This is a genomic window from Luteibacter rhizovicinus, from assembly GCF_004342265.1.
Lineage (GTDB): Bacteria > Pseudomonadota > Gammaproteobacteria > Xanthomonadales > Rhodanobacteraceae > Luteibacter > Luteibacter rhizovicinus_B.
In genome coordinates this window covers 330764-357307 of the sequence record NZ_SMCS01000001.1, presented here as the reverse complement: position 1 = coordinate 357307, position 26544 = coordinate 330764, and the positions used below count along the sequence as shown (strand labels likewise).

General features: G+C 64.4%; 16 protein-coding genes. All 16 read right to left on the bottom strand.

Annotation, left to right across the window (positions count from 1 at the left end; all coding sequences use genetic code 11):
• Window positions 1–7: 7 nt before the first annotated feature.
• A complete protein-coding gene (gene glgB, locus EC912_RS01600; RefSeq protein ID WP_428993068.1) occupies window positions 8–2194 on the bottom strand; it encodes a 1,4-alpha-glucan branching protein GlgB in 2187 nt (728 codons plus the stop codon).
• Complete coding sequence (gene treS, locus EC912_RS01595) at window positions 2191–5511, bottom strand: maltose alpha-D-glucosyltransferase (RefSeq protein WP_132141396.1); 3321 nt, start codon at window positions 5509–5511, stop codon at window positions 2191–2193. Before treS ends, glgB begins: the two co-directional genes overlap by 4 nt.
• A 3-nt stretch (window positions 5512–5514) precedes the next feature.
• Entirely contained in the window at window positions 5515–8805 is a 3291-nt protein-coding gene (locus EC912_RS01590) for a maltotransferase domain-containing protein (protein WP_132141395.1), read from the bottom strand.
• Window positions 8806–8957: 152 nt separating this feature from the next.
• Window positions 8958–9584: an FMN-binding negative transcriptional regulator gene (locus EC912_RS01585; protein WP_132141394.1), complete on the bottom strand. Its 627-nt coding sequence runs from the start codon at window positions 9582–9584 to the stop codon at window positions 8958–8960.
• 213 nt (window positions 9585–9797) lie between these two features.
• Window positions 9798–10769, bottom strand: a complete 972-nt coding sequence (gene zipA, locus EC912_RS01580) for a cell division protein ZipA (protein ID WP_132141393.1) — start codon at window positions 10767–10769, stop codon at window positions 9798–9800.
• Window positions 10770–10781: 12 nt separating this feature from the next.
• A complete protein-coding gene (gene smc, locus EC912_RS01575) occupies window positions 10782–14282 on the bottom strand; it encodes a chromosome segregation protein SMC (RefSeq protein ID WP_132141392.1) in 3501 nt (1166 codons plus the stop codon).
• A 145-nt stretch (window positions 14283–14427) separates the two neighbouring features.
• Window positions 14428–14691 (bottom strand): BolA family protein, encoded by a 264-nt coding sequence (locus EC912_RS01570; protein ID WP_132141391.1) that lies wholly within the window; start codon window positions 14689–14691, stop codon window positions 14428–14430.
• Window positions 14688–14987: a YciI family protein gene (locus tag EC912_RS01565; protein ID WP_132141390.1), complete on the bottom strand. Its 300-nt coding sequence runs from the start codon at window positions 14985–14987 to the stop codon at window positions 14688–14690. Before EC912_RS01565 ends, EC912_RS01570 begins: the two co-directional genes overlap by 4 nt.
• Window positions 14988–15034: 47 nt before the next feature.
• Window positions 15035–15457, bottom strand: a complete 423-nt coding sequence (locus tag EC912_RS01560) for a hypothetical protein (RefSeq protein WP_132141389.1) — start codon at window positions 15455–15457, stop codon at window positions 15035–15037.
• A 5-nt stretch (window positions 15458–15462) separates the two neighbouring features.
• Window positions 15463–16995 carry a lysine--tRNA ligase gene (gene lysS, locus EC912_RS01555; RefSeq protein WP_132141388.1) on the bottom strand — a complete coding sequence of 511 codons (1533 nt, stop codon included), beginning with the start codon at window positions 16993–16995 and terminating at the stop codon, window positions 15463–15465.
• A gap of 63 nt (window positions 16996–17058) precedes the next feature.
• A protein-coding gene (gene prfB / locus EC912_RS01550; RefSeq protein ID WP_132141387.1) for a peptide chain release factor 2 occupies window positions 17059–18184 on the bottom strand; the annotation gives its coding sequence in 2 pieces (ribosomal slippage) (window positions 17059–18108 and window positions 18110–18184; 1125 coding nt in all).
• An 88-nt stretch (window positions 18185–18272) separates the two neighbouring features.
• Window positions 18273–19943, bottom strand: coding sequence for an asparagine synthase B (gene asnB / locus EC912_RS01545; protein WP_132141386.1), 1671 nt, complete (start codon window positions 19941–19943; stop codon window positions 18273–18275).
• Window positions 19944–20625: 682 nt separating this feature from the next.
• Window positions 20626–21003, bottom strand: coding sequence for an STAS/SEC14 domain-containing protein (locus EC912_RS01540; protein ID WP_132141385.1), 378 nt, complete (start codon window positions 21001–21003; stop codon window positions 20626–20628).
• Between the two features lie 184 nt (window positions 21004–21187).
• Window positions 21188–24019, bottom strand: coding sequence for an ImcF-related family protein (locus EC912_RS01535; RefSeq protein WP_132141384.1), 2832 nt, complete (start codon window positions 24017–24019; stop codon window positions 21188–21190).
• Complete coding sequence (gene icmH, locus EC912_RS01530; RefSeq protein WP_165973464.1) at window positions 24016–25191, bottom strand: type IVB secretion system protein IcmH/DotU; 1176 nt, start codon at window positions 25189–25191, stop codon at window positions 24016–24018. The genes EC912_RS01535 and icmH overlap by 4 nt, the downstream gene beginning before the upstream one ends.
• Entirely contained in the window at window positions 25188–26537 is a 1350-nt protein-coding gene (gene tssK, locus EC912_RS01525; protein ID WP_165973463.1) for a type VI secretion system baseplate subunit TssK, read from the bottom strand. The genes icmH and tssK overlap by 4 nt, the downstream gene beginning before the upstream one ends.
• Between the last annotated feature and the right edge of the window lie 7 nt (window positions 26538–26544).

Genomic DNA, 26544 nt, shown 5'->3' with positions numbered 1-26544 from the left:
AGTCTCGTCAGTCGGCGATAAGGATGACGGTAGCCAGCGGCGGCAACGTGAGGGACAGCGAGGCCTCGAATCCATGGCTGCCGACGTCGTCCGCATGGCGGCCCCCGTCGTTACCCAGGCCCGAGCCACCGTAGACGGACGCGTCGGTATTGATCGCTTCGCGCCAGCGACCACGCAGGGGCACGCCGATACGGAAATCGCGACGCGGGCTCGGTGTCATGTTGCAGACCACCAGCGCGGGTTTTCCGTCGGCCGCGAACCGGAGCCACGCAAAGACGCTCTGTACCGCATCGTCACCGATGACCCAGCGGAAGCCGCGCGGGTCGGTATCCCACGCGTGCAGGGCCGGCTCGGCGGCATACAGGCGATTCAGGTCGCGGACCAGCGTCTGCACACCGAGATGTTTCGGATCGTCGAGCAGATCCCACGCGATCTGCGCATCGTGATTCCACTCGTGCGGCTGCGCGATCTCGCCACCGTTGAACAGCAGCTTCTTGCCCGGATGCGCCCACATGAAACCGAAGTACGCGCGCAGATTCGCGAAACGCTGCCAGTCGTCGCCCGGCATCCGTCCGAGCAGCGAACGTTTTCCGTGGACGACCTCGTCGTGCGACAACGGCAGCACGAAACGCTCCGACCAGGCGTAGACCATGCCGAACGTCATCTCGTGATAATGCCAGCGCCGATGGATCGGATCGCGCGACATGTATTCCAGCGTGTCGTGCATCCAGCCCATGTTCCACTTGAACGTGAAACCGAGACCACCATCGGCGACCGGTTGCGTTACACCCGGCCATGCCGTGGATTCCTCGGCAATGGTCATCGCATCCGGATGCCCCTCGGCGATCAGCTGGTTAACCCGGCGCAGGAAGGCGATCGATTCCAGATTCTCGCGGCCGCCATAAATATTCGGTACCCACTCGCCATGCTTGCGGCTGTAGTCGCGATAGAGCATGGAGGCCACCGCATCCACGCGCAGACCGTCGACATGAAAGCGTTCCAGCCACGCCAGCGCGCTGGCGATGAGAAATGCGGAAACCTCGTTGCGGCCGAGGTTGAAGATCATCGTGTTCCAGTCCTGATGGAATCCTTCGCGCGGGTCCGCATGCTCGTATAGCGGCGTGCCGTCGAAATGCGCCAGACCATGGATATCCGTCGGAAAATGCGCGGGCACCCAATCGACGATAACGCCGACACCCGCCTCATGGCAGCGATCGACGAAGCGCGCGAATGCCTCGGGCGTGCCAAAACGCGACGTCGGCGCGAACTGCCCCAGCGGCTGGTAGCCCCAGGAACCGCCGAACGGGTATTCGGATATCGGCAACAGTTCGATATGCGAAAAGCCCATACCCGAGACGTAGGGAATCAGCCGCTCGCCCAGCGTGTCCCAGTCCAGCGTGCCGCCGTCGGGTGCCCGCAACCATGAACCGGCGTGCAGTTCGTAGATCGAAAGCGGCGAGCCGGCGTGATGAAGTTCGCCACGCCGCTTCATCCATGCCTGATCCGTCCAGCGAAACGCTTCGGGATCGGCTACGACCGAGGCCGTCGCGGGCGGAAGTTCGGCGGCAAGGGCGACCGGGTCCGCACGCTGGGTCAGGGACCCGTCGGCGCCCCATATCTCGTATTTATAGCGGGCCCCGGGAAGCAGTCCCGGCACGAACAGCTCCCATACACCGGCTGGCATGCGCAGACGCATCGGATGACGCCTCCCATCCCAGCTGTCGAAATCGCCGACCACGCTCACGCGCCGGGCATTGGGTGCCCACACGGCGAAACGTACGCCGTGCACGCCGTCGACGGTTACCGGATGCGCACCCAGACAACGAAACAGCTCGATATGCGTGCCGTCGGAAAGGCGGCGCAGATCGTCGTCGCCGAGCAACATTCCGAACTCGTAGGGATCGTGGGTTTCCTGCACGCCCGCCGGCCAGCGAACCCGCAGGCGATAGGCGCCATCGCCATCGACGACTCCGGCGAAGAATCCCACCGGGTCCACACGGGCGAGCGCGCCGAGCGATGTGCCGGCGGCATCGATAACATCCACCGCCAGAGCACCCGGCTGCAACGTGCGAATCGTGCGTCGTCCATCGATCCGGTGAGGACCGAGCATCGCGAACGGATCTCCATGCCGCCCTTCCACCAACGCGGCAATCGCGACGGCATCGGTAAGACCGAGGGCGTTCCTGTCGATCACGCGTCGTTCTCCAGCTCGTTGGCGGTATCGCCACGGGCGGCGTGCAGCAGCCCGCGCACGGGAACGTCCAGCCAGCCCGGCCGGTTCGCCGCTTCATAGTTCACTTCGTAAGCCGCCTTCTCGATTACGAACAGTTCGAGCAACGGTGCGAACGCATCGGCTTCCACCCAACGCACCGCGGCCGTATCCAGCACGGTGCGATAAGCGGCCAGGAAGACGGAGACCGCCCGCTCGCGGAACTGCGCGAGATATTCTCCGAAGCCCGCATCCTCGACCGGGGCAAGGCCGTCCTCGCCGCGCATCGCCATGGCGGCCGCATAGTCCAGCGAGCGCAGGAACCCGGCGACATCGCGCAGCGACATCACCTTCGCACGCCGCTCCGCCAGCGTGCGCGCGGGCTCGCCTTCGAAGTCGATGATGTATGCATCGTCCTGCACCACAAGGATCTGGCCCAGATGGAAATCGCCGTGCGCGCGCGTCAGCAGCGCGCCCTCGCCCGCCCGGGCCAGCGCGTCGATGCGACGATCGAGCGTATCGGCCAAACCGTGCAAGGCGGCGACGTCCTCATCCATATCCGTTCGCGATGCTCCCGCCACATCGGTGGCCTCCAGCGCACGAGCGACCTGCTTGCGAACCGAGTCGCGCAACGCTGTCACGTCCGCCGTCGTTGCCTTGCGTGGCGCGAAAGCATCGACATCGCTCGGCGCAGCGAGTACGGCATGCAGCTCGCCCAGACGCGTACCCACCGCGCGCGCGAAGCTGTCGTAACCCCGGGCGATTTCCTCGCGCCGGTCCGGATCGTCCGAATGGCTGTATTCGTCGTAACTGCGGCTCAGATAGTCCAGCGTCCAACGCCACGCATCGCCCTGATTGCGCAGGAACCCCTGCAATACCGCCAGCGTCGTACGCTCGCCCGCATCGTCGATTCGCACCACTTCGCCCAGCAGTGGCGCCGTATTCGCATAGCCGTGTTCGGTGAGATAGCGGGACATTTCCACTTCGGGATTGATGCCGCCGGAGGTCAGACGGAACAGCTTCAGCACGCCGGTGTCGTGCAGGATCATCGAGCTGTTCGACTGCTCGGTGAGCATCCAGCGATTCTCGATCTCCGGTGGGAAGGTCAGCTTCGCGAACGCGTCGGTCGTTTCGAAATGAATGGAGCCGCCGGCATGCACCTGCAACTGGAGATTGTCGCGCAGCCCGATGAGCAGGCCCGATGCGAACGCTTCCAGCGAGAAACCGTCGGTAAGCAAACCGATGCGACGGCCGCGACGCACGCGCGCCAATGCCAGCTGCTGCGCGCGGGACGACGGATTCTCGTCCTCCCACACGATGCCCACCGGTAAGCTGTAACGCTGCTTGCCGCCATCGCTCAACGTGGCCTCAATCTCGCAGATGATGAGGTCGTCGCCACGATCGGGCCATGCCGCCGCATAGACGATATGGACGCTTTCGATACCGCGATCCTTGGCATTGAACCAGCGCCGCACCGCCAGATATTTCGGCAGCACTTCGCGCTCGATCACCCCCCGGTGATGGGCCATGACCGGGCCTTCGATCAGCGGACCGCGCACGACCAGCGTTTCGTAATCGGGCATCGGCTCGGCTGGCTCCACATGCCAGTCGGGCATCTGCGCGTTGGCGCATATCTGGAACGCATAGAAACCGTACGGCGGCAGCGTAAGCAGATAAGGCAAACGGCCGATCGGCGGGAAGGACGATCCACCCATGATTTCGATGGGAACCTGGCCGTCGAAAGCGGCCAGGTCCAGCTCGACGGCCTGCAGCGAGCGCGACATGTTCGCGACGCAAAGCACCTGATCGCCGTCGAACTCGCGAAGGTAAGCCAGCACTTTGCGATTGCCGGGATAAAGGAATTTCAGCGTGCCACGGCCGAACGCCTTATAACGCTTACGCACCGCCAGCATGCGTCGCGTCCAGTTCAGCATCGAATGGGGATCGCGCGCCTGCGCTTCGACGTTGATCGCCTGATAGCCGTACAGCGGGTCCATGATCGGCGGCAGCACCAGACTGGCCGGATCGGCGCGGGAGAATCCGCCATTGCGGTCGATGGACCATTGCATCGGCGTGCGTACGCCGTCGCGGTCGCCGAGATGGATGTTGTCGCCCATGCCGATCTCGTCGCCGTAATAGAGCACCGGCGTGCCCGGCATCGTCAGCAGCAGCGCATTCATCAGTTCGATGCGTCGACGGTCGCGCTCCAGCAAGGGAGCAAGGCGACGACGAATACCCAGGTTGATGCGCGCACGACGATCGGCGGCATAGGTTTCCCACAAATAGTCGCGTTCCGAATCCGTCACCATTTCCAGCGTGAGTTCGTCGTGGTTGCGCAGGAAAATCGCCCATTGGCAGGCGTCGGGAATCGCGGGCGTCTGCCGCATGATGTCTGTGATGGGAAAGCGGTCCTCTCGAGCGATCGCCATGTACATGCGCGGCATCAGTGGGAAGTGGAACGCCATATGGCATTCGTCGCCCTGTCCGAAATAGTCCTGCGTGTCTTCCGGCCACTGGTTGGCTTCCGCCAGCAGCATGCGGTCGGGATAGTGCTCGTCGATCTCCTTGCGCATCACCTTCAGGATGGCGTGCGTTTCGGGGAGGTTCTCGTTATTGGTGCCTTCGCGCTCGATCAGATACGGCACGGCGTCCAGGCGCAGGCCATCCACACCCATGTCGAGCCAGAAACGCATCACGTCCAGCACGGCCTTCAGTACGGCGGGATTGTCGAAATTCAGATCGGGCTGGTGCGAGAAGAAGCGATGCCAGAAGTACTGGCCCGCGACCGGGTCCCAGGTCCAGTTCGATTTTTCGGTGTCCAGAAAAATGATGCGCGTCCCGTCGTAAGCCTGATCGGTGTCCGACCAGACATAGAAGTTGCGCGCGGCGGAACCTTTCTTCGCGTGACGTGCGCGCTGGAACCACGAATGCTGGTCGGACGTATGATTGATGACCAGCTCGGTAATGACACGCAGTCCGCGATCGTGCGCTTCGGCGATGAAGCGCCGCGCATCCGACAGCTTGCCGTAGTCGGGATGCACCGCCTTGTATTCGGCGATGTCGTAGCCGTCGTCGCGCCGGGGACTGGGATAGAACGGCAGCAGCCACAGCGTATTCACGCCAAGGTCCGCGATGTAGTCGAGCTTGTCGATCAGACCCTGGAAATCGCCCACGCCATCGTCGTTGGCGTCGAAGAACGACTTCAGGTGCACCTGATAGATGATCGCATCCTTGTACCAGAGCGGATCGACGGAGAATCCGGGTGCGGCCGCTTCGTTATGCGCTTTGACTCGTCGTGCCATGGATCAGACTCCGGGTAGCCGGACATGCCAAAGGGCGTATGGCTGGCCGAGGCCGAGCCATACGTTTTGATACGCGCCGCGCCAGGTAATGGGATGGTCGTGCAGAAGGTCCTGAACGGTGACGACAGCGTCGCTTCCGAGACCCCAGTCGGCCAGCGGAAGTTCGATGTCGGCGCCCTGCGCGTTATGCGGATCGAGGCTGATCGCGACCAGCACGATATCGTCGCTGTCGCGTGCGCGCTTCTCGAAGAACAGCACCCGGTCGTTATGCGCCGTGAGAAAACGGATGCCGAGATGACTCTGCAACGCCGGATGCGCGCGACGGATGAGATTGAGCTGGGTGATCTCGGCGATGATATTGCCGGGCATCGTCCAGTCGCGCGGCTTGATCTCATACTTTTCCGAGTCCAGATACTCTTCTTTTCCGGGTATCGGCGTGCCTTCGCACAGTTCGAAACCGGAGTAGACGCCCCACAGACCCGAGAGCGTCGTGGCCAGCGCGGCGCGTATCAGGAACCCCGGGCGGCCGGAGGTCTGCAGGAAGTACGGATCGATGTCCGGCGTATTGACGAAGAAATTCGGCCGGAAGAAATCCTTCGGTGCCGTCTGCGTGAGTTCCGTCAGGTAGTCGATGAATTCCTGCTTCGTATTGCGCCAGGTGAAATAGGTATACGACTGGCTGAAACCGACCTTGGCCAGACGGTACATCGGCTTCGGACGCGTAAAGGCCTCGGACAGGAACAGCGTGTCGGGATACTTCGAGCGCACACGCGCGATCATCCATTCCCAGAACGGAAACGGCTTGGTATGCGGATTGTCGACGCGGAATGTCCGCACGCCCTCGCCCGCCCAGTACAGCACCACGTCGCACAGCGCGTTCCACAGCGACGGCACCGCACCGTCCGCGTAGAAATCGACATTGACGATGTCCTGGTATTTCTTCGGCGGATTCTCCGCATAACGGATGCTTCCGTCGGGACGCCAGTCGAACCATTCCGGGTGTTCCTTCAGCCAGGGATGATCCGGCGAACACTGGATGGCGAAGTCGAGCGCGAGTTCCAGCCCGTGCTCGTATGCCGCGTCGCGAAGACGGCGGAAGTCCTCGATACTGCCCAGCTGCGCATGGATCGCCGTATGCCCGCCTTCCGGCGAGCCGATCGCGTACGGACTGCCGGGATCGTCCGGCCCCGGCGTGAGCGTATTGTTCTTTCCCTTGCGGAAAGCCATGCCGATCGGATGGATCGGCGGGAAGTACAGCACGTCGAAACCCATGTCGCGGATCGCGGGCAAACGGCCGATGACGTCGTTGAACGTGCCGTGGCGCGACGCGTCGCTCGTCTGCGACCGCGGAAACAGTTCGTACCAGCTCGCGAACTCCGCTTCGCGGCGATCCACGTCCACGATCAATGTCGGAGCGGAGGCAATGGCAAATGGGCGCGGATCGGATGCCGACATATCGGCTAGCGTTTCTTCGGACAACAACAGCTCGAGACGCTCGCTTTCCCCAGCCTTGTTCAGACTGGCGAGCAACGAACGTACGGCCCTGGCACGCGCGCCGTTCGTGCTGGCCGCGCGCGCCTCCACCAGCAGCCGACCTTCCTCCAGTTCGAGACTCACCGGCACACCGGCACGCTGTTTCGTATCCAGTTCGTAGCGATAACTCGCGAAAGCGTCGCGCCAGGCTTCGATGCGATATTCGAAACGCCCGGTACGCGTCGGCGTGAAACTGGCGGTGTAGACGTCGTTTCCCTGCGCCGTCATGACTTCTTCGTGCCAGCTCTTATCGTCCTGCGCTCGCCACTGCAGGCGCACGGCCAGCACGTCGTGTCCGTCCATGAAAACGTCCGCGCTTACGTCGATGCGCTGACCGGCAATGCGTTTCGCGGGAAAGCGGCCATCGTCCACACTGGGACTGACGGCTTCGATGCACAGACGCGACGCGCCGGTCGCCGCCTTGATCGACTCTTTAGCCTGAGCTGCACTGAGTTTGCGCTGGATGGGCGTGGCGCGACCGGCGGACAGCGCGACCACCTCGCCGGGCGCCAGAACGATGTCTTCACCCCCATCGAATACTTTGCGGCCATCGGCGGTCGCATACGGTCCGAAGTGCGAAGCCGCACCCGTCAGCGCGTGCGCGGCACGGACGATCGCATCGCGATCCAGCGACGCGTTCACCAGAACCAGCCTCGCCTGCTCCGCGCGCCGGGGATCCAGTTCGCTGGTCGACAGCAGAACGGCAACATGGCCCTCCGAACCTATATTCCGGTACGGCATGCGCATCGCGTTCGCATCCAGAACGGCGTTCGCCTTGCGCACGACGCCGGATAGGTCGACCGAGCCATTCGCGGCCATCGACGCGGGCGTGGTCGGTTCGCCGCGACGCGGGTCCAGTGCGTCGTGAACCGCGTACTCGAACCCCATGGGCATCATCCAGCCCGCCGGCGACGCGACGGAAAAATCGATAGCGCGGTGATACGCCCTCTCGCGTTGATTTTCTTCGCCGATGGCATCGCCAAGCCGCGTGGCGAACGGCACTTCGGGACACGCCAACGCGGGAGCGACGACATCCAGACGCGCCGCCTCCTGAGCGAACCACGGCGCACGGAAATCCCACCAACTGGACGACGAAACCGTGGCATCGAATCCCGCACCGGCCAACGCGGCAAGTTCGTCCGGCGTGCTTCCGGGCGTCCAGGCGACGAATACGGTATCCGGCGCGTCCGTCCGAACCGCGTCGAAAAGCGTTTTCCACCGTGTGGCGGAAAGCCGGTGCGGATGTATGACCCGGTAACCGCGAATGCCCACATCGCTCCAGGCCTTCAACCGCTCGACCCACCACGCGATGGCGGCATCGGCGACGGCGGGATCATTGAGGCGCCAGCGCGCGCTGTCGCTTTCCGCGGGCGTCCAGCGTGGATCGGGCGTGCCGTGTTCGGCGGCCACCGCGCGGAACCATTCGGGGTGTTCGTTCCGCACGGGCGAGTCGGAGGCCAGTTCGTCCAGCGGCAGGTCCAGCCACAGCGCCATATCGCGGGCCCGGCACGCTTTGGCCAACTGGTCGAGTCGCTGTGCGGCATGCCCTTCGACGGTGAGCGTCGGATGCAGGCGGTCGAAATCGCGGGTGACGAAGACATCGCCGCTGGTCGACGCATCGAAAGGCGGCGCGATCAGCAGTTGGCGAAAGCCGAGCGCTGCCGCGTGATCCAGCCATGCCGTCCAGTTCGCCAGTCCACCCACCAGCAGCGGGTGGAGGTAATAAATGCGAAACGGCGGACGTTCGGTACTGGCCGACATGGGATCTCCCAAGAGTAGGAAGCAAGCATGCCGAGTCGGATGTATGCATCGCGCCAAAGGAGGCACGAAGGTCACGCACGCTTACGGCCCCCACAGTGACGCAGGCCCGTGTTGCCGTAGTGTGAACGTGTGCTGGTCTTATGCGCGAATCGCTAGATATCGCGCATTTGCCGTGCAATGGACTGCTCGTCGTCGCCATCGCGATTCGCGAGCAGACTCGCCGCACCGAGGCGATCGTCCGCCGTGCGGTTCTGGCTGAGCTTCCATTTCCCTTCGATGCGGGCGATGGGAATGCGCAGCCCGACGATGGCGCCGAGCAGGCGTTCGACGTAGTCGGACGGCGCGTCGTCCACGCTCCAGGGGCGGGACTGGGTGGCCGCTTCGTGACGCGTCGTCAGACGAACCAGCAGATCGCGCAGTCGCGTGGGATCGTCGAAGCGTTCCGGCACGCCGTACGCGTGGACGGCGATGTAGTTCCAGGTCGGAACTTCGCGGCCGTGCGTCGCCTTGCCCGGGTAACCATTGGGCGAGATATAGGCGTGTGGACCGGCGAACATCGCCAGCGCTTCGCCGTCCGGGGGCGTCGCATGGGTATTCGGCCGGGCCACGTGACCATAGAGCGTGCCGAACGGACCTTCGTCGCGGGCAAGGATCAGCGGCAGGTGGGTCGCCACGATGCCTTCGGGACCGTGGGTGACAAAGGCCGCGAAGCCGATCGACTCCATGGTGTCGTGGAGGACGGACAGGCGGGTTTCGGCGAAGGCGGTGGGGGTATACATGACGCCGATTGTAGCGTTCTCGAGGCGTACGGACCGCGTGTGTGTAGGAGCCCGCTTGCGGGCGAAAGCCAACGTAGCGGAGATGCCCTGCGTGACATCCGCAGCCCGCAGATCGGGCTCGCGAAGGTGAGCATCCGTCTCCCTCGCCCTGTTGGCTTTCGCCCGCAAGCGGGCTCCTACACGAGCATGTGTTGCCGCGTGGACAAGGCCGGGTTACTGTCCGAACTTGATCTCTTCGCCTTCGTGACCGCGATCCCAGCCGCGCAGTTCGTCGCGGATGTGCGCAATGCGCTGGCGACCGAGCGCGTTGCGCTCTTCGTCCAGGACCAGGCCGTCCAGCAGTTCGGCCAGTCGCTGCGCGGTGGGCAGCATGGCGTCCCACGCGTCCAGCGCCGGAGCCGGACCCGGCAACGCCATGAAGAAGCTCAGGCCGGGGGTCAGCATGGTCGTGACGCGCGTCATGTCGAAATTGCCCGGCTTAACCATATTGGCGACGCTGAAAATCGGCCCCAGCTCGGGACGGCCATCGACCAGACGGTGATAAATACCCATATCGCCGAATTCGAGACCGGCTTTTTCGGCGGCGACCACGAGATCGGACCCATTGAAGCGGGTGCCTTCGCGCGCCACGACGTACAGGCTGACGATCCGTTCGACCGGTGCGGTCGGCGGACGGCGCCCGAGATCCGAGCGCGGCGGGACCCGGGGCGGCGGCGCAACCGGGGCGGGCGCAGGTGCCGGCGCGGGGGCCGTGCTCGGTGCATGAATGGTCAGGTCGTCGATGTCATGCCGCGTGGCATGCGGCTCCACGGCGTCGGCGGAGTAATCGGGCGAGAAACCCGGCTCGATGCGTTCCGCACGCTCGCCGCGGCCGGCACGTTCACCCGCCAGCGAGGCGCCAAGCCGTTCCAGCTCGGCACGCAGGTCGACGTCGAGTTCGCCCTGCGTCGGGGATGCGGTGAACAGCGGGTCGCGGGAATCGTCGATGAAATCGTCGGCCCCTTCGTCGCCCATGACCGGCTCGCGGCGCTCGGTGGGCTGCTGCGGCAGGATCTTGCGCCGCCCCTGCTCCTTGCGCGGCTGACCGAACAGCCAGAGCAGCACGAGCGCGATGATGCCGACGACCAGCAAGGGGATGCCGACCGCAGGGTTCCAGGCAAGCGCCAGTATGGGATTCATAGTCATTCCTTTATTAGCCTACGCCGCGCCAACGAGCTTGGACGCCTCGGCCAGATCGACCTGGACGAGACGGGAGACGCCCGGTTCGCGCATCGTAACGCCACACAGCTGCTGTGCGGCTTCCATCGTCGCCTTGTTATGGCTGACAAAGATGAACTGCACCTTTTCGCTCATCTCGCGCACCATGGCCGAGAAACGGCCCACGTTGGCCTCGTCCAGCGGTGCGTCGACCTCGTCGAGCAGGCAGAACGGCGCCGGATTCAGGCCGAAGATCGCGAATACCAGGGACACCGCGGTCAGCGCCTTCTCGCCGCCGGAGAGCAGCGTGATGTTGCTGACGCGCTTGCCCGGCGGCCGCGCCATGATGGCGACGCCGGTGTCCAGCAGGTCTTCGCCGGTCAGTTCCAGATAAGCGTGACCGCCGCCGAACAGGCGTGGGAAGAGTTCCTGCACGCCAGCGTTGACGCGGTCGAAGGTTTCCTTGAAACGCTGACGCGTCTCGCGGTCGATCTTCTTGATGGCGCCTTCCAGCGTTTCGAGCGCGCTGCCGAGATCGGCCAGCTGCGCGTCGAGGTATTCCTTTCGCTGAGACTGTTCCGCGTGCTCCTGGATCGCCGCGAGGTTGACCGGCTCCAGGCGCTGGATCTTCTGCGCCAGATCGACCAGCTGCTGCTGCCAGCGATCGGGTTCGGCGTCCTCGGCAAGTTCCGTGAGCAGCGCGTCGAGTTCGAGACCGGAGGCCACGATCGCATCGGCAAGCTGCTGCGCGCGCAAATGCAGGGCCTGCGCGGCGAGGCGCTTCTCGCCCACGCTTTCGCGCACCTGGTTCAACACATGCTCGATGCGCTGGCGTTCCTGTTCCAGACGGCGGAACTCGGCGTCGCAGTCTTCCAGCGCACGGCGTGCTTCGACCAGTTGCTTGTCGACCAGCAGGCGCTGGTCGAGATACGTCTGCCGCTCGGCTTCGAGCTCGGCGATCGGATCGCTGCCCGCGGCAAGCTGTTCCTCGATTTCGGTACGGCGAGCGACGATCTGGCGCAACTGGGTGTCCATGCGCGCCAGCGCCTGTTCCAGCGACGACAACGCGGAGCGCTTCGACTCCATGCCCAACGCCAGCTGATGCGATTGCTCGGCGGCTTCGCGCGCATTGATACGCGCTTCCTCGCGGGCTTCCAGCAATTCGCGGCGTTCGTTCTCCAGCGCGCGGCGCTCGTCTTCCATGTCGCCCATGTTGCCGACCGATTCGTCGAGGCGCGCGCGCGATTCGCGCGTCGTGCCTTCGAGTTCGTCGAGCTGTTCCACGAGTACGGAGATTTCGCCCGCGACCTTCTCGGAACGCGCACGCGCCGTTTCCATTTTGCCGCGATGGCTTTGCAGCTGACCGGCCAGTTCCGACAGGCGCCGATGCGCGGCATACAGCTCGCGCTGGGCGTCGTCGCGCTGCCGTTCGGTTTCGAACTTGCGCGTGCGCAGCGTTTCCAACTGCTCGGTCCACTCTTCCGTACTGCCTTCGAGCGATTCGATCTGGTCCGCCAGCTGACGGATATCGCGTTCGCGGGCGAGCACGCCGACCTGGTTGCCCTGCGCGCGCAGGATGCGTGCCCAGTTCGGGCCCATCCATGCGCCATCGCGGGTGATGACGGACTGGTGCGGCGCCAGCGTGTCGATGCGCGCACGCGCGTCTTCGACGGAGTCGGCGACATAAACCTGCGAGAGCAGTGCCACCGCGGCGACCGGACCGCGCACATGGGCGGCCAGCGTACCGGCGGGACCGGGACCGCCCTGTTCGCGCGCGAACAGCGCGACGTCGGCCTGACCCAGTTCGGCGAATTCGCCGGAAAGCGCCATCGGCGAATCGACGAGTACGCCATCGAGTACACCGGCAAGCACGGTTTCGACGGCCGATTCGTAACCGCCATCGACCTGCAACGCTTCGCCGAGACGACGCGACTTATCCAGCCCGAGCCGGGCGAGCCAGCCGCTGGCTGCGGTTTCTTCCTGGCCGAGCGCGGCATGCTGCAAGGCTTCGAGCGAGGCCTGCCGGCCACGCGCCGTCTGCAACTGCTGACGCGCTTCGTTCAACGAGGACTGCACCTGGCGTTCCTCGTCCAGCACGCGCTCGTGAGCGACTTTGTGCTGGTCCAGCAGCGAGCCGAGCGATTCGACGCGCTCGCGCTGGGTGTCGTGTTCGATGTCCAGGCTTTCGGCACCGGCTTCCAGCGCCGTGATGTCGGTCGCTTTCTGCTCGGCTTCGAGCCCTTCGCGGCGCTTCGAAAGATCGATGGCCTGACGATCGAGATAAGCCAGCTTGGTACGTTCGACTTCCGCCGCGCGGGCGGCTTCGCCCGCCGAGCGGGTATGCGTGTCCCAGCGCGACTGCCAGTCGGCGAGACGCGTTTCCGTTACCCGCTGCGTATCGCCGGTTTCGTCCTGAATCTGCTGCAGCGCTTCGAGGCGCGGCTCGCCTTCGGCCAGCGCCAGGCGCAGCGCTTCGATCTGCTCGCGATCCGCGCTGATGTGGCCATGCAATTCGTCGTGCTCGCGCTCGGCTTCGCCGCGTGCGCGGGTGAGGCGTTCGGACAGGTCGCGGTTATGCCGTACCTGCTGTTCGACGCGCGCGATTTCCGAGCCAACCTTGTATACGTCGGCTTGCACGACGTTCAGATGTTCGCTGGCGCCCTGGTGTCGATCGCGCACGCTTTCCAGTTGCGCCTCGACCTGACGCTGCTCGGCGATACGCTTTTCGATCTCGAGTTCCGCCTGGCGGAGACCGTCGCCCTCGCCTTCGTGCTTGCGGTGCAGCGTGCGGTATTCCAGCGCGCGCAGTTCGGCTTCGCGGCGGGTCTGCTCTTCTTTCAGCGCTTTCCAGCGCTCGGCCGCACGGGCCTGACGATTCAGATGATCCAGTTGCTTGTCGACTTCGTCGCGCACGTCGCGCACGCGGTCGAGGTTTTCGCGCGTGGCCTTGATCCGGCTTTCGGTTTCCTTGCGGCGCTCTTTGTACTTCGAGATGCCAGCCGCTTCTTCCAGATGCATGCGCAGCTCTTCGGGCGCCGCCTCGATGATCTGGCTGATCATGCCCTGCTCGATGATCGAGTAGCTGCGCGGGCCAAGACCCGTGCCCAGGAACAGATCGGTAATGTCGCGACGACGGCAGCGCGCGCCATTGAGGTAGTACGACGACTGACCGTCGCGACTGACCAGGCGTTTGACCGAAATCTCGGCGTACGTCGCGTACTCGCCCTGGATGGTCCCGTCGCTGTTGTCGAAGATGAGCTCGACCGTCGCCTGACCCACCGGCTTGCGCGCGCTGGACCCGGAGAAGATGACGTCGGTAAGCGAATCGCCGCGCAGACGGCTGGCGGCGCTTTCGCCCATCACCCAGCGAATGGCATCGATGATGTTCGACTTGCCGCAGCCGTTCGGACCGACGACGCCGGTCATATTGGTAGGCAGATGCAGCGTAGTGGGATCGACGAACGACTTGAAACCCGCCAGCTTGATCGTGGTCAGACGCATGAAATATTCCGTTGGGACGCGACCGGCATCCCCTTGGGGCCGGCTGATCGGTCACTCTGCCAAAGGGACCGACGGGGCGCAATGCGGCGAGTATACGCGACAGGAGGCGAGCAATCCGACGCATCCCATTGGATTTTCAATCTTTTTACTCGCCCGGCACTTTGGCCTCGATGGCCAGGGCGTGGATTTCGTCCGGCATCATCGACGCCAGCGCGCCATAGACCAGCCGATGGCGGCCGATGGGCGACTGGCCGGCGAAGGCCGCACTGACGATCTTCACGAGGAAATGTCCTTTCCCCTCCCCGCCATGGCCGACGTGCTTATGGCCTTCGTCGATGACTTCCAGCGATTCCGGGGCCAGCGCCCCGGTCAGCAGGGCGCGGATGCGCTCGACTTTTTCCACGCTCATGGCAGGGTCTGACGGAACGGGCGGACCGACACTTCCTTATAGATGCCGTTGATCCTGAACGGATCGGCCTCGGCCCAGGCCTGCGCGGCGGCCAGATCGACGAATTCGGCGACGATCAGGCTACCCGAGAAACCGGCTTCGCCCGGATCTTCCGAATCGATGGCGGGGAACGGACCGGCGAGGACCAGACGCCCGGCGTCCTGCAGTGCCGTGAGGCGCGCGAGATGGGCCGGCCGGTGGGCCTTGCGGCCTTCCAGCGAATTCGGGTGATCGAGCGCATTGATGACGTACAACATGAAAGTTCTCCTGTTGGGCGGCGCCACTTGGGAAGCGTCGCCTCGAATCAATCGATGGCGTGGAACAGACCTTCGGCCGGATCGCTGGCGTCGGTCGTCATACGGCCGCTGACCTTGTCGACGTTGAACGAAAACAGGCGCGGCGCCACGGAGGGATCGCCGCCGCAGGCCTCGTTATGCAGTTCATGCACATCCACGATGAAGCCCTGCGCGTCGCTGGCGTACGGGATGTAGCTCAGGCACTCGGGTTTCAGCGCCGACAGCTTGTTCTTCGCGATGGAAGCTTCCACGCGCTGAACCGCCGCGTTTTCGTCCGGCACCACGGGCTTCGGCGGCTGACCGACGCTGCTGCCGGACGGTGGCACGTTCGCGGCGGCATCCGCATCCTTGCCGCTTTCGTCGCGCGAACAGGCAACGCCGCTCGCCACCAGCAACGCGAGCGCGAACAACTTTACGAAAGAACTCGACATCGGACTCATGCCTCGGGACGCATGTACGGGAAGAGCAGCACGTCGCGAATCGACGACGAGCCGGTCAGCAACATCACCAGGCGATCGATACCGACGCCCAGACCGCCGGTGGGCGGCAGGCCCACTTCCAGCGCACGGATGTAGTCGGCATCGAAATGCATGGCTTCGTCGTCACCGGCATCCTTCGCATCGACCTGCGCCTGGAAGCGCGCGGCCTGGTCTTCGGAATCGTTCAGCTCGGAGAAGCCGTTGGCGAGCTCCTTGCCGTTGATGAAAAGCTCGAAGCGGTCGGTGATACCCGGATCGGTGTCGTTCTCGCGGGCCAGCGGCGAAACTTCCACGGGATGCTGCGTAATGAAGGTCGGCTGGATCAGCGTGTGCTCGACCGTGGCTTCGAATATCTCCAGAAGCAGTTTGCCCCAACCGTAACCCGCCTTGACGTGGATGCCCAGGCGCGCGGCGTGCGCGGCCATTTTCTCGCGGCTGCGAATGTCGTCGGCATGGATTTCGGGATTGAGTTCCAGCACGGCATCTTCCATGCGCCAGCGGCGGAAGGCCGGGCCTACGTCGATGGCGGCGCCATCCCACTCGATTTCCGTGCTGCCGATGACGTTGGCCGCGACGGCGCGAATCATCTCTTCCGTGATGTTCATGATGTCGTGGTACGTGCCGTACGCCTGGTAAAGCTCGAGCATCGTGAACTCGGGGTTGTGCCGGGTGGACACGCCCTCGTTACGGAAATTGCGATTGATTTCGTAGACGCGGTCGAAGCCGCCGACGACCAGACGCTTCAGATAAAGCTCCGGCGCCACGCGCAGGAAAAGCTTCATATCCAGCGCGTTGTGATGCGTGACGAACGGACGCGCTGTCGCACCGCCGGGAATGACGTGCATCATCGGCGTTTCGACTTCCATGAAACGACGCGGCTCTTCTTCCAGCCACTTGCGCATGTATCCGATGATGCGCGAGCGCAGCATGAACGTACGGCGCGCTTCCTCGGTCACGATCAGGTCGACGTAGCGCTGGCGATAACGCTGCTCGACGTCGGCAAGACCATGGTGCTTGTCCGGCAGCGGACGCAGCGACTTCGTCAGCAGGCGCAGGCTGTCGACCTTGATCGACAGTTCGCCGGTCTTCGTGCGCATCAGCACGCCGGTGGCGCCAACGATGTCGCCGAGGTCCCAGCGTTTGAACGTGTCGTACGCCTCTTCGCCCAGCGTGCCCTGATGGACGAACAGCTGGATGCGGCCGGTGCCGTCCTGCATCTGCACGAAGCTGACCTTGCCCTGCCCGCGCATAAGGATGATGCGGCCGGCGACGGCCACGCGACGCGGCGTGCCCTCGATGACTTCGGCGGTGAAGGCTTCCTTATCCTCGAACTCTTTCTGCAGGTCGCCCGCGAAGCTGTCGACCCGGAAGTCGTTCGGGAACGCGATGCCCTGCGCCCTCAGCGCCTTGAGTTTCTCGCGACGTTCGGCGATGAGCTTGTTTTCGTCGACGGGAGGCGTTGCGGAGATGGGTTCGGCGTTGTCGGTCATGGGAGGCGTCTGGGAATGGGGGGGGAGACGCCGCCCCGTGTGGACGGGGCGGCTTTCGGGCGGTTACGCGTCGAGACGTTTCGAACCCGCTTCGAGGCCCGACTTCAGGCTGGCTTCGACGAATTCGTCGAGATCGCCGTCGAGGACCTTCTGCGTGTCCGTGCGCTCGATGCCCGTGCGCAGGTCTTTGATGCGCGACTGGTCGAGGACGTAGTTGCGGATCTGGCTGCCCCAGCCGATATCGGACTTGGTGGCTTCCAGCGCGTCTTTTTCAGCGTTGCGCTTCTGGACTTCCAGCTCGTACAGTTTCGCCTTCAGCATCTTCATCGCGCGGTCGCGGTTGGCATGCTGGCTGCGTTCGGTCTGGCAGGCCACGACCGTATTGGTCGGAATATGCGTGATACGCACGGCCGATTCGGTTTTGTTCACGTGCTGACCGCCCGCGCCGGACGACCGGTAAACGTCGGTCCGGAGGTCGGCGGGATTGATGTCGATTTCGATGTCGTCGTCGACTTCGGGCGAAACGAAGACCGAGGTAAAGCTCGTATGGCGGCGGTTGTCCGAGTCGAACGGGCTCTTGCGGACCAGGCGGTGGACGCCGATTTCCGTTTTCAGCCAGCCATAGGCGTAGTCGCCCTCGACGCGGAACGTCGCGGACTTGATGCCCGCCACTTCGCCGGCGCTGACTTCCATCATCTCGACCTTCCAGCCGCGCGATTCCGCCCAGCGCAGATACATGCGCAGCAGCATTTCGGCCCAGTCCTGGGCTTCCGTACCGCCAGCGCCGGCCTGCACGTCGACGAAGGCCGAGGCCGAGTCGAGTTCGCCGGAGAACATGCGCTGGAATTCCAGCTTGCTTACCTGGGCTTCGATGCGGCCAAGGTCCGTGACGATCGACGCGATGGTGTCCTCGTCGCCGTCGGCGGCGGCCATGTCCAGTAATTCGCCGGCGTCGTCCAGTCCGGCGGTCATCGTGTCGATGCCGACCACGATCTGCTCAAGGCGGGCGCGTTCGCGGCCCAGTTCCTGCGCGCGCGCCGGATTGTCCCAGACGGTGGGACTTTCCAGCTCGCGACTTACTTCTTCCAGCCGCTCTTTCTTGACGGCGTGGTCAAAGATACCCCCTAAGCGACTCGACCCGGCCCCGAAGGTCCGTGATCTGCGCCAGGATCGGATTGATCTCGATCATGTAGTGCTACCCGATGGAGCGGCGCGGAAGGCGCCGGCAAAGACCGAAAGCTTAGCAAAAGGCCTCCCTTGCCGCACCGCCGCATCTCTTAATCGGCCAGGGCCTCCTGATGAACCCCGCGCACGGCCCGGCCGGAGGGGTCGGCCGCGGCCGCGAAAGCCGGGTCCCAGGCCAGCGCGGCCGGGGACGAGCATGCAATCGACTTGCCGCCCGGCACCGTGGCGGCGCAGGCCTCGCCCGGGAAATGCTTTTCGAACAGCGTCCGGTACAGATACGCCTCCTTGCTGGCCGGCGTGTTGTGCGGGAAGCGACTGGCCGCGGCCGCGAACTCGCGGTCCCCCACCACACGTTCGGCGTGGGCTTTCAGACCGTCGATCCAGCCGTAGCCGACGCCATCGCTGAACTGCTCCTTCTGACGCCAGAGGATTTCCTCCGGAAGCATGCCCTCGAAGGCCTCACGCAGGATGCCTTTCTCGATACCCCGCCGCCCGACCATCTTGGCCTGCGCGTCGAAGGACATCGCCACATCGAGGAACTGCGTATCCAGGAAGGGGACGCGCGCCTCGACGCCCCAGGCCGCCATCGACTTGTTCGCGCGCAGGCAGTCGTAGCTGTGCAGAGCGTCGAGCTTGCGCACCGTCTCTTCATGGAAGGCGCGGGCCGACGGCGCCTTGTGGAAATAAAGATAGCCGCCGAAGATTTCGTCCGAACCCTCGCCCGACAGCACCATTTTCACGCCCATGGCCTTGATGCGCCGGGCCAGCAGGAACATCGGCGTCGACGCGCGGATGGTCGTGACGTCGTAGGTCTCGATATGCCGGATGACCTCGGGCAGGGCATCCAGACCTTCGTCGAACGTATAGCGGAAACCGTGGTGCACGGTGCCCAGTGCCTCGGCGGCAATGGCGGCCGCCGCCAGGTCGGGCGAGCCTTCCAGGCCGATGGCGAAGGAATGCAGCCGCGGCCACCACGCCTCGCCCCGGTCGTCTTCCTCGATGCGCCGGCGTGCGAATCGCGCCGCGATAGCCGCGACCAGCGACGAGTCCAGTCCACCGGACAGCAGCACGCCATAGGGAACGTCGGTCATCATCTGGCGGTGTACTGCTTCTTCGAAGGCGACACGTAGCGTCTGGGGATCGATTTCACGCCCGGCGGTCGCATCGTAGTCGCGCCATTCGCGATGCCAGTAGCGCACCAGTTCGCCACGCTGGCTGTCGTAGTAGTGGCCAGGCGGGAACGCCGTGGCGTCGGCACATACGCCTACCAGCGACTTCAGCTCGGACGCCACGCACAGCCGACCGGCCCGGTCGTGTCCCCAGTAGAGCGGTATGACGCCGACCGGGTCGCGGGCAATGAGAAAGCGCTGGCGAGCCTTGTCCCAAAGCGCGAAGGCGAAGATGCCGTTGAGCCGGTCGAGGAAGTCCACGTCGTGTTCGCGATAAAGCGCGTTGATGACTTCGCAATCGGACGCCGTGGTGAACGGGTAGTCGCTGTCGCGGCGAAGGTCGCGATGGTTGTAGATTTCGCCGTTGACGGCCAGCGCAAGCTCGCCGTCCGGCGAACGCAGCGGTTGCGCGCCACTGGCCGGATCGACGATGGCCAGTCGTTCATGCACGAGGATCGCCCCGTCGTCGACGTAGACGCCACTCCAGTCCGGACCGCGGTGGCGCTGCCGCTGCGACAGTTCCATCGCCTGCATCCGCAGTGCGGCGGTATCGTCGCCCGGCTGCAATCCGAACATCCCGAAAATCGAACACATGGCACAGCTCCTCGTTCATGAAGATCAGAAACGAAAAAGGCCCGCTTCGTGGGCGGGCCTTTCGCGTATGGATGGTGGATGTCTATCCGCCTAAACGCCGGCCCTCCCGATGTTCCGGGCATTATTATTGGCGTTATTGTTATTCGCGCATGCGGACGCGTTCGCGGGAAGCGAAGCGTTGGCGGCTGCGAAGGGGCGGAAGAGAGTCATCACATCCCGACTACACCACGACTCAAAGACCAGTGCAAGCGATTTTCGAACACGCGGCGCCTCCCCTCCCCCCTCACCGTCGCTCCTGCGCAGGCAGGAGCCCAGTGCGGTGCATGGGTTGTCGCGATCACGCTCGATCAGCTCTTCGCCGTAGCGGCGTACTCGTTAGCGCACGGCACAGGGCCTGCCCCATGTGGCCGCTGCGGACCCCGGCGTGACGGTGAGCGGGGCGGCAGCGGTTCTCACTCGAGACACAGCAGGTCTTGTGTAGGAGCGCTCTTGAGCGCGATGTCCTCAGGGCCGCACGAAGTGCAGAATCACCGTTATCGCGATAGCCCACTGCACCGCACTGGGCTCCTGCCTGCGCAGGAATGACGGTGAGGGGATGGGATTTTCCCGGCGATAGCTGGGTCAGACATGGCGCGCAGCGCAACCGACAACGCGGGCATGTCCCGATAGCGCAGGGAATCGTCTAACCATCGGCGAAAGGTTCACTGATCCAGGTTTTCGCTTCTTCGAGTTCCCCGTTGTGGAACAGGCGCACCTGCGCTGGCACGGCGAAACCCAGCGTGCGCGCCATGGTCCGTATCCACGCCACATCGGTGACCAGCGCGACGCGGTCCCATCCGCTGAAGTGCCTGAAGCCCAGTTTGGCGTCGTCCCAGACGGCGCCTGCCTCGAAGCCGGCGAAATCCTCGCCCAGGTGATACAGGATACGAAGCTTGCGGTTGAGGGCGAACGCCGCCTCGATATCCGGCACGATGATCGTTTCGTAATCCGACGCGGTAACGCGTCCATGCGCGCGAAAGCCCAGCGTACCCGCGGGCAGACCCGTGATTTGTTCGATCATGGTCGTTCTCCTGATGGTGGCCTTGGCCTCGCCATTCTGCACCTTCGCGGGCCTTCGGACACATCCGGAATGCAAACGCATGCCATACACGTCGTCGTCACATTATGTTTCCCACCGGAACGACGCGATCCCAATCATGTCCCTGGATGGCCTCGCTGGGCCGGCAACATTCATCGCGACGACATCACGATCGCGTCGCGGCAAATTCGGGGCAATGGAAGCGTTCGCCATCCCGTGCTCCGAAAGGGTGATCGGCGCTTGCCGTGCGTAAAGCCAGAACGACTTCGTAGCCTTCGAAATCGAAAACCAGGCTGCGCTCGTTCGGCTCCGCGGAAGGCGCGCTTTCCGCCTCGTCCAGCCAGCGTAGCCATGCCCAGTCGCCCCGTATGCTGCGCTCGATACGTCGCCCATCCGCCAGCAACAGGGACGCCATCAGCCGGCCGCCCAGACGCCGGGCCGGCCAGTGGAATGTAACGGGGCGTATGGGTTCGCCGAAGAAATGCAGTTCACCGTCGTCCGCTACCAACGAAAATTCACTGATCCTGGTATCCATCGAAACGGCGCGCAATTCGAAGTCGGCGCCTGCGCGTTTCGTACCGTCCGCGAAGTAGTGCCGGCGGATCTGCTCCGCGTGTTGGAATGCAGCCAGATCGTCCGGCGCGATGAGCGTACCGTCGTCATCGTCACGCGGGGTCCACGGCACGGCCAGCGTGTCGACATGGGCTTCAAGATGCTGGCGGAACCACGTGTCCAATAGTCCCCCCGGAGCGAACAGTCGCTCGAAGTCCACCAGGGTCGACTCGGAAGTGCTTGTCGTATCGACGGGATAGCGGCCGGCGACGACGAGGGTGCAGAACGAACGGAGCGACGCCGGCCACGCCTTCGCCAGTGCATCGGCCGCCTGTCGTCGCGCGGCGCGGCGCGCGACCGGCAACACATCGTCCAGCAGGGAGGACAGCACGGGCGGCCCCTGCGCCAGCACGTGCGGCAATCGCGTCAGTGCGTCCGACGCCGGCATTGCGAGTCCCGCCCGTGTCGCCTGTCGCCCCGCGTCGATCTCCAGCGCCGCATCGATCAGCGCGGTACGTAATGCGTTCGACCACGCGTCGTTTACGGATCCCATGGCATGGCGAAGCCCGGCGAACTGGCGCGATATCGCGCCCGCTTCGTCATCGACCGTCGTTTCGACGGAGGCGGCGCGCATCAACGCGAACAGCGCGGAGTCGTCGCGAGCGAGCGCGTGAAGCCTTCGGGCCAGATCGTCGGCCGAATCCGCGGCGACGACACGAACGTCGCGAAGCAGATGCTCCCATGCAGCGATGTAGTCGCGCCCGTAGAGGTCGAGTACGTCTTCCCTGGTCTGGTCGCGCGACAGATTCGAGCCCATGACCAGCGCATCGTTGGCGACACCGGTTGCGACAACGCTGTCGATTCGCGCCAACAGCAGACGATGGCCTTCCCGTGTGAATCGACCGGGCATCGTGTCGTTGATGGATGCATTGCTCCGCATGCTCAACCATCCGGCCGCGGCGCCGTTCGTCATACGCGCGACCGACACCGGAGGCAGGCGGTGCCGGTCTACCTGCTGCGACAGATCCGCATAGATCCGCATCACGGGCGGCGTTCGTTGCAATACGTCCCTGGTGCGTCGTACGAGTTGTGTATCGGGCGCAATGCGATCGGCCGCGCCCCACCCTTTCAGCAGATGCTTCACATGACGATGAAGGCCGGGGCGCAGCCATGATTCCATGTCCTTCGCATCGGGCACGCCGGAACCGGCCATCGCGAGATAACTGCGTAACGCGGCGAATAGCAGGGATGGATCGCTTGTCGCCGGCGCCCGAAGCACGGCGTCGAGGCGCCCGACGATTCGCGGCAGCAGCGTGTCGCGGAGCGTCTGTCGGTAAGTTGCATCGATGGTCTCGATCAGGGCAGCCGTATGACCGGAAGCGAAGACATACGACTCGTTTCCGGTCATCGCAATCGATGCGTCGCGCAAGACATCGAGGTAGCGCGTGTCGATCACGTCCGGGTGGGAAGACCGCGCGCCGTCGCCCTCCACTTGCTGGATGACCGCGGTAAAACGATCCAGCCGGGCCTGTTCGTCTCGATAGGCGGACAGTCCGAACATGCACACGGCAACGGCGGTCAGCGCCGCAGCGGATATCGCGATGCGTCGCCACCACAGCCCTATGCGGTGGCGACGCTCGTCGCGTGCCACGCGCAGGACGCGGACGAGCGAATCGCTGCCCGACCGACCCGGCGACTCCGTGAAATGGATGGTTTCCCGGCGCATGAAGCGATAACCGTCGTCGCCTTCGAAACCGTCGACCGCGAATGCCGCCACGATCGACGCGAACGCCATCCATGTCCGCGGAAAGGCATAGAGCCGCGCACGGCTGGCGACATCCGTCATCCGGTGCAGACGGCCGATCGACGGCCGGCGGCCGTTGTCGACGATATGAGCAAGGCGAATAGCCAGATCGGCCCTCGTGCCGCCGTTGCTCCACGCGATGGGTAACGCCGTCATGCTGTCGGCGTCGCCGCTGCTCCGCCATTCCACGTAGCCGGGAAGCATGTCGCATCCGGCAACGACGATATGCAAAGGCACGCCACCTCCCATCACCGCGACCAGATCGCCGACGGCGCAGCGCACTCGCTGCGCCATCGCCACGCGTTCGCCGGTACCGCCGCCGCGCAGCGACCTGGCGTGCGTGGCAAAGACAACCGCGCGCGGCCGTCGTCCGCGACGCAACGCATCCACGAGCGCATGCCAGCACGCCGCGTCTTTGGCATCGCGGGGACTCGAAAGATGGGGCGCAACGATCAGAACGGTATGGCCACCCGTACGCACGATACGCGTGTCGGCGTCGTTCGCGATGTCGTTGCGAAACATGATGTGCGCAGGATCGCCCAGATGGACGATACCCGGCCGTTCGCGACACTGCCGGCGCCAGGCTTTTACGTTCTCGCGCATTGCCCTTCGACGCGGATCGTCGTCTTTGTGTCGCTTCATGGTGCGCTATCCGGCACAGGATCGGCGGTGAGGAAGATGTCCACACGCCGGTTGGCCGCACGGCGATCGGCGCTGTCATTCGGATACAGCGGGTCGTCCGCTCCTCGCCCCTCCGCTCGCATGCTGGCAGGGACCAGCGGTGCCGCGGCAAGCAAGGCGCGGACGGACTCGGCCCGGCGCAGTGAAAGTCGCCGGTTCGCAGCGGCTCCCCCGGCAAGGGGCGACGTATCGCTGTGACCGACGATACGGACGGTGCCGGGCCAGTCCGCCAGCGCACGGCCCGTGCGTCGCAGCATGACCTCGTGCCGTAGCGCCACGCTTGCGGAACCCGGTGCGAAAAGATCGCGAACGGCGATGCGGATGCGCCATCCGTTCTCCAGACGATCCAGCGTGAGCATGCCCGCCGCTACGTCATCGGCCAGCGCGTGCTCAATGCTTCGCGTTCGAATGCCGATGTCGTGCACGAATGCCGATGCCTCGGACGCCCTGGGTGCCCCTATCGCGGCGACTCTCATCTTCAGGGCATCCAGCCGCGCGCCAAGACGAAGACTCAGCACGACATACAGCGTCGCGAGAAACGCCGTGACACCGATAACCACGACGGCTGACGCGATCCGGCGCCATGCCTTCGCCGACCCGGAGGCCTGCGCGGACGACGGTGCGATATCGCCGAGCAGGCGATACAGATGGTCCCTTCGACGGTCGAGTTTGCCGGCACCTTCCGGGTGAATGCGATAGCGTCCCTGCAGACCCAGCGCAAGACACACGTAGAACAGTTCGGCGAGTTCGGCGTCGCGAAGCGGCGTGCGCTGGATGGCATCGAGCATCGCGAATACGCGCTCGCCGCCGGAACGCTCGCCATGGAAATGCATAAGGAGACTGGTTGCCGCCCAGCGGCCGGCACCCCAGGATGTACCGGCAACCGTCTCGTCGAGCAACGTGCAGAGCGCATAACTGGCTTGCTCCACGGCGTTGCAGGGCACACCGCGACGTGCGGCTTCGGAACGAAAACGGTTCAATGCGGCAATCATTCCTTTGCGCAATATTCCCGGGTCGGGTTCGTGTTCGGTCTCGCGCAGGTGCGTTGCGAAATGCAGAGCGTCCGCCGCCAGATCGCACAAACTGCGCCATTCGACCCGTTCGACGGGAGCGCGTATCGACAATCGTTTCATCGCTCTTTCCGTATGGCCCACAACGCGAAGCGAAGCTCGGGGAAATCGCCGGCAACATGTAGACCTATCCCGCTGGAGCCCGCGAAGCCGATCCATTGCGGATGCTGGCGATCGAGTTCGAAGTAGCTGAAGCCAGGGTATGCGGGAAGCTCGCGCGGCGCGCCCGGTATCGCACGCAACGGCAGGCCGGGCAATTGAAGATCGACGAGATCCCGCATGTTTTCGGCCGGTCCGATTTTTAGTGACTCGGGAAGCGTTTGCAGCAGACGCTCTACGGGCAAGCGCGTGCTTACTCCCAGGATGAAACGCGCATCGGCATAAAGCGACGCATCGCCGACGCGTGCATGATGCATGCCGAACGCGTGCTCTTCGACCGGCAACGCGACGACGTTCTCGGCGACCGCTACCGCAATCGCCCGACGGAGTTCCGCAACCAGCGGAGCGAAGCACGAAGCGAGCCGGTCGTGGCGGTACGGCGGACGCAGCGGCGCGCTTCCGTATGGGGATTCGAAGACGGCTAGCTCGCCCCGCAACGCCAGCAGGACGACGTACAGACGTTCCGGGTGCATATCCGCCTGTCCCGCGATGTGTCCAAGCGTCGCCTCCGCACGCCCTAGTGTTTGCGCCAGCAGGAACTGCTGTACTTCGACGACACCGCCAAAGCCCGGTGCGCGTAGCGCGGACATCAGATCGTGGACGCGCTGACGCAGCTGCGTCAGGAACGAATGCAGCAGCGTGGCGAGCCGGGCCGACACACGCCAGCCGAGTACGGGTGGAATGTAGTGCGCATCCAGCGTGACGACGCCGGAATCCCCGCGCTCGACGACACGCGCGACACCCAGATAGGTATGCGCCGCCTGCGCGTCGCTCTCGGTCATCAGGCGCAGATGAGGCCGGGCCAGTTGCAGGGTGGCGATATCGCCGCCGTGCTGATGACTGTCGGCGACCTGCAACTCCACGATGTGAAAGCGCGCCAGACTGGACAGGCCCGGCCGCACCTCGCTTTCGACCGCATCGGGTCGCGCCAGCGGCATCGCGAGCACGATGTCGATATCGCGCGCGCCTTCGGGCAGCACGCAAGAGGGCATCGCATCCGCATCGCCCTTGACGACAAAGGGCGTGCCGTCACGCAAGATGCCAGCGCAGCGAGCCAGACGCACGTGTCCCGCGGCGAGTTCGCCATTGTCGATTTCCAGTTCCGTGAATCCCCACGCGTGAGTGCGCACGGCACGCAGCGCGGCGGCCAGTTGTCCCGCCACATGGCGGTCCTGCTGCTGCAGGTGGTGCGGCTGGAGAAACATACCTTCCGACCAGACGACCTTGTCGGCGCGATCGATCATCGTCATACCTTTG